Genomic DNA, 5,826 nt, shown 5'->3' on the forward strand with positions numbered 1-5,826 from the left:
GGCGTGCGGAGCGGAATGTACGGAGCACATGAGCGACGCGGGCAACGAAGAGATTCGCCGCTCAGCTGTGCTACGTTTTGAAGTGCCAAATGAGAGTAGGATGTTGCTTTGCAATAATGTTACCAATAGAACCCCTAAAATTGCTGATAGAAATATATATACTAAAAACCCTAATGAATTTTCCCAAAGCCATTTAAAAAGCCTCCAGACCCTCAATATGCGAAAGATTTTAGTCTCAACAATAAATTAAGAGACAGATATTTAGGTGCTAAATAATAGCAAAATTATCCTCATACTTTTCAAATAACTTGAAAATACTAAAATTATGAAGAACTCAATTGAATTTTAAATGCTGTCAATATAGAAATTTTATTCAGACTAAAATGGGGTAAGTAATAATCTGAATTATTTTTCTTTTTATAATACCTTGACACCACATGAACACGTTGATAACCTTACAATAATATTCTTTTACCTAGGAGGAATTTTCGAAATGTGGGAAACGAAATTTGCTAAAGAAGGATTAACATTTGATGATGTACTACTAGTTCCAGCTCACTCGGAAGTATTACCAAAAGACGTGGATTTATCAGTACAATTAACACCGAAAGTCAAATTAAACATTCCTTTAATAAGCGCTGGTATGGACACAGTAACAGAAGCAAAAATGGCAATCGCTATGGCACGTCAAGGTGGAATTGGTATTATCCATAAAAATATGACGATCGATGAGCAGGCCGAAGAAGTAGAAAAAGTAAAACGCTCTGAAAATGGTGTTATTACAAATCCATTCTACTTAACACCAGAGCACCAAGTTTTTGATGCTGAGCATTTAATGGGTAAATACCGCATTTCGGGTGTTCCAATTGTAAACAATATGGACGATCAAAAATTAGTAGGTATTATTACAAACCGTGATTTACGTTTTATTTCGGACTATGCTTTAAAAATCGATGACGTAATGACAAAAGAAGATTTAATTACAGCAGCTGAAGGCACGACGTTAGAAGATGCTGAAAAGATTTTACAGCAATATAAAATTGAAAAATTACCGATTGTTGATGAAGATGGTAAATTAACAGGTTTAATTACAATTAAAGATATCGAAAAAGTTATTGAATTCCCGAATGCTGCAAAAGATGTTCATGGACGTCTATTAGTAGGAGCAGCAGTAGGTGTTTCAAGTGATACAATGGGGCGTATTGCAAAGCTTGTTGAAGCACAAGTTGATATTATTGTTATTGATACAGCACATGGTCATTCACAAGGCGTATTAAATACAATTAGATCGATTCGTGCTGCTTACCCAGAACTAGAAATCATTGCTGGAAATGTTGCTACAGCCGAAGGTACACGTGCATTATTTGAGGCTGGCGCAGATGTAGTAAAAGTAGGTATTGGACCAGGCTCAATTTGTACGACACGTGTTGTTGCTGGTGTAGGTGTACCACAAATTACAGCTGTATACGATGCTGCTTCAGTAGCACGTGAGTATGGTAAATCGATTATTGCCGATGGCGGTATTAAATACTCTGGTGATATCGTGAAAGCTTTAGCAGCAGGTGGGCATGTCGTGATGCTAGGCTCGTTATTAGCAGGTACTTCAGAATCACCTGGAGAGACGGAAATCTTCCAAGGTCGACGCTTCAAAGTATATCGTGGTATGGGTTCACTTGGTGCAATGGAAAAAGGTTCAAAAGATCGCTACTTCCAAGAAGATGCGAAAAAATTAGTACCAGAAGGAATTGAAGGTCGCCTTCCATATAAGGGGCCGCTTGCTGATACAATTCATCAATTAATTGGTGGTATTCGAGCAGGTATGGGCTACTGTGGATCAGCAAATTTACAAGCTTTACGTGAAGAAGCACAATTTGTTCGTATGACTGGTGCAGGTCTTCGCGAATCGCATCCACATAACGTACAAATTACAAAAGAAGCACCAAATTATTCTTATCAATAAAAACGCAACTAAAACACTCTGTTAACGTCAGTAATAATGTTAGCAGAGTGTTTTTTCTATGTTAGAGAAAATATCGGTAAAAAAAGGTAAAAAAGCATTCATTTTGTCACTTAAATGGTGGATGTTTTTAGAGGAATCAAGATAAATACCGCATTTACTGATGTTCTATGATAAAATTATGAACGAGAAACTATTTAGTGGAGGTAGCTTTGTGAAAAAGGCAAGTATGAAAATAGTCAGTTTCCTAACGCTATCAGTATTGTTATTTAGCATGCTAATAACAACGCCTGTAGCACAAGCAGAAACGGATTTAGGTTTAACAGTAGATGCAGCAATTTTGATTGATGCGGATTCAGGGAAAATTTTATATGAGCAAAATGCAAACACATCATTAGGTATTGCAAGTATGACAAAAATGATGACAGAATTTTTGCTGCTTGATGCGATTAAAGCAGGGACGGTTACTTGGGATCAAGAATATCGTGTAACAGATTATACGTATAAAATGTCTCAAAACCGTGCGTTAAGTAATGTACCACTACGTGCAGATGGTACATACACAATTCGCGAATTATATGAAGCAATGGTAATCTACTCAGCAAATGCAGCAACGGTTGGGATTGCTGAGACGATTGCAGGTACAGAAACTGAATTTTTGAAGTTAATGAATGCAAAAGCGGAAGAGCTTGGGCTTGAAGGCTATAAATTTGTTAACTCTACAGGTTTAAATAATGTCGATTTAATGGGCATGCATCCATCTGGTACAGGTGCAGAGGATGAAAATGTTATGTCAGCTAAATCGACAGCTAAATTAGCATATCATTTATTAAAAGAGCACCCAGAAGTTTTAGAAACATCTAAAATTGCCAAAAAGCAGTTTCGTGAAGGGACAAGCGATGCAATTAACATGGATAATTGGAATTTCATGTTGCCAGAGCTTGTGTTTGCCTATGAAGGGGTAGATGGCTTAAAAACAGGTACAACAACTTTTGCTGGACATTGCTTTACAGGAACAGCAGAACGCAATGGTACACGCCTAATCGCGGTTGTGATGAAGGCTGTAGATGCAAATGGTGTAGGCTCTTATAAAGCGCGTTTTGATGCAACAGCAAAGCTATTTGATTACGGCTTTGGTCAATTCACAAAACAAGAATTATTACCTGCTAATCATGTATTTGAAGAGCAAAAAACAGTGAAGGTAACGAAAGGGAAAGCAGACGATGTTGCCATTGCAACAAAGGAACCAATCTCCTTCATGATTAAAACAAGTGATAAAGATTTATATCAACCTGTTCTGAATTTATCGAAAGAAGAACTAGAGGCAGCAGTGGAGCAAGACACAGTTGTCGGTAAAGCAACATTAGAGCGCTCAGAAGGCACAGATTACGGTTTTATCGATGGCAAGGAACTAACAGTAGATGTTGTGACAACAGCGTCTGTAGAGCGTGCTAGTGGCATCTCATTGTTCTTCCAAGGGATTGGTAAATTTTTCAGCAATTTATGGGGAAGCGTGACAGGGTTATTTAGTTAATTATTAAAAAAGAGTTATCCAAATGGATAGCTCTTTTTTGTTCTATTGAAATAAAAACATGCATATACATCCGTGAAGGAGTGTGAAATATGTGTGGAATTGCGGGTATCGTTAACTTTGATAAAGTGTTAAATGATACACAACAAATACAGCATATGACAGATGTTTTGGCACATCGAGGTCCAGATGCACAGGCAATTTGGACGGAGCAGCATGCGCAACTTGGTCATCGTCGATTAGCCGTAATCGATGTAGCAGGTGGTGCGCAGCCTATGACAAAAATGAATTATACAATTGTTTACAACGGTGAGCTTTATAATACAGAGGGGTTGCGCCAAACATTAATCGCACAAGGCTATACGTTTACAACGACATCAGATACAGAAGTTTTACTATGTGCATTCATTGAATGGAAAGAACGCTGTGTAGAGCATCTTAATGGTATTTTTGCCTTTGCAGTGTGGGATACGAATGAGCAGTCGGTTTATTTATTCCGTGATCGATTAGGGGTAAAGCCTCTATTTTACACACAAAGTGCGGAAGGGTTACTATTTGCTTCTGAAATAAAAGCATTATTAGCACATCATGCGATTCGGCCAGTTGTTACTTATGAAGGATTAACAGCACTTTTAAGCATTGGTCCTTCAAGAAAACCTGGTACAACGGTATTTAAAAATATTTTCGAATTGCCACCAGCATACGCATTGCAATTCAATCAACAGGGTATAAAATCATGGTGCTATTGGGATGTAGTGACTAAAGAGCACACGGAAACGTTAGAGCAAACGATTGAGCATGTGCGGGAATTAGCAACTGATGCAATCAAGCGTCAATTAGTGAGCGATGTACCGCTTTGTACGCTACTATCTGGTGGACTTGATTCAAGTATTATTACAGCAATCGCTGCACGTACATCAAAGGAAAAGCTTCATACGTATTCAATCGATTATGAGGATAATGAGCAATTTTTTATGAAAAATGATTTCCAAACAACGCGAGATCGTTATTGGATCAATATAATGAGTCAACAATTTGATACAGTACATCATGAAGTTATTGTAGAGCAAGAGCAGCTAGTCACTTATTTAAGGCAGGCATTGCATGGAAAAGATTATCCGAGCATGGTGGACATTGATAGCTCACTCGTATTATTTGGTCAAGAAATTAAAAAGAATTTCACCGTTGCCCTATCAGGTGAATGTGCGGATGAATTATTTGGTGGCTACCCTTGGTTTTATCATGATACACCATACTTCCCTTGGATTCGTTCAAGCGATGAGCGGGCACAATTGTTACAAGACGAATGGCAAAAGAAATTGCCATTAAAGGATTATTTGCAGCAAACATATCATGATGAAATGAAACAAATGCCTACAACTGATAAGAGACAGCAACTTTTTTATTTGAACCGTCAGTACTTTATGCAAACTTTATTAGAGCGCAAAGATCGTATGACAATGGCGGCAGGTTTAGAAGTGCGTGTACCTTTTGCAGACCATCGCCTTGTTGAATATGCATGGAACATTCCCTGGGAAATGAAAACAGTAGGCGGTTTAGAAAAAGGTATATTAAGAAAATCTTTTGAAGGGATTTTACCTCAGGAAGTAGTATATCGAAAAAAGAATCCGTATCCTAAAACTTACCATCCGAAATATACAAATAGAGTGCAAGAAATATTGCAACAGCGACTTGAAAATAAAAATTCCATTTTACATGAACTGTTCAATAAGGAGAAAATAAATGAATTAATTCAATCAGGAGGTTCATCTTTCAAGGTTCCTTGGTTTGGGCAATTAATGGCTGGGCCACAGCTACTCGCCTTTTTAATCCAGATTGATATGTGGTTTGAAGAGTATAAGATTGAGCTTGTGGAGCATTAGTATTGTTAATGGCTATGGAGCTAGTTTTTACGCAGGGGAACTTGCGACAAAAGCTAGAATGAGATTGAAGAAGTGCTTATTAGTAAACTAAAAGTAATTACAAAGGGAAATATCATTTACGTCTGGGCTAATTTTAGTCCAGATTTTTTCAATTTATTTTTTGTGAATTTATGAGGATTGAAAGGGGCTACTCTTTAATATAAATATTCTACTTAAAAAGGGTGTTAGATATGTAACAAATATCTATATAGTCCAATTTTCACCGATTTATGCTTCTGATTTTTCAAATTTTTAATCGTATTAAAAATAGTAAAGAAAAGGATGTTTGCAGACCACTAAAAAAATTAGAGTGGTAATCGATTTAAAATTAACTTATTTGTAAATATTTATATTAAATTAATTTGTTTTTATATTTTAGTATGTTAGTATCTGTTTGAGGTATTATTTATTTTTTT

At 36.8% G+C, this 5,826-nt stretch carries 4 protein-coding genes; all 4 read left to right on the top strand.

Annotation, left to right across the window (positions count from 1 at the left end):
- The coding region (locus C9J34_RS22490; RefSeq protein ID WP_238600717.1) for a hypothetical protein at positions 1 to 250 on the top strand (250 nt) is incomplete at its 5' end.
- A 243-nt stretch (positions 251 to 493) separates the two neighbouring features.
- Positions 494 to 1,960, top strand: coding sequence for an IMP dehydrogenase (guaB, locus tag C9J34_RS19125; protein ID WP_107841773.1), 1,467 nt, complete (start codon positions 494 to 496; stop codon positions 1,958 to 1,960).
- Positions 1,961 to 2,186: 226 nt separating this feature from the next.
- Positions 2,187 to 3,491, top strand: a complete 1,305-nt coding sequence (locus tag C9J34_RS19130; protein ID WP_193769089.1) for a D-alanyl-D-alanine carboxypeptidase family protein — start codon at positions 2,187 to 2,189, stop codon at positions 3,489 to 3,491.
- An 89-nt stretch (positions 3,492 to 3,580) separates the two neighbouring features.
- Positions 3,581 to 5,371, top strand: coding sequence for an asparagine synthase (glutamine-hydrolyzing) (asnB, locus tag C9J34_RS19135; RefSeq protein WP_107841775.1), 1,791 nt, complete (start codon positions 3,581 to 3,583; stop codon positions 5,369 to 5,371).
- Positions 5,372 to 5,826: the final 455 nt, after the last annotated feature.

Source organism: Metasolibacillus meyeri (assembly GCF_003049505.1).
Classification (GTDB): domain Bacteria; phylum Bacillota; class Bacilli; order Bacillales_A; family Planococcaceae; genus Metasolibacillus; species Metasolibacillus meyeri.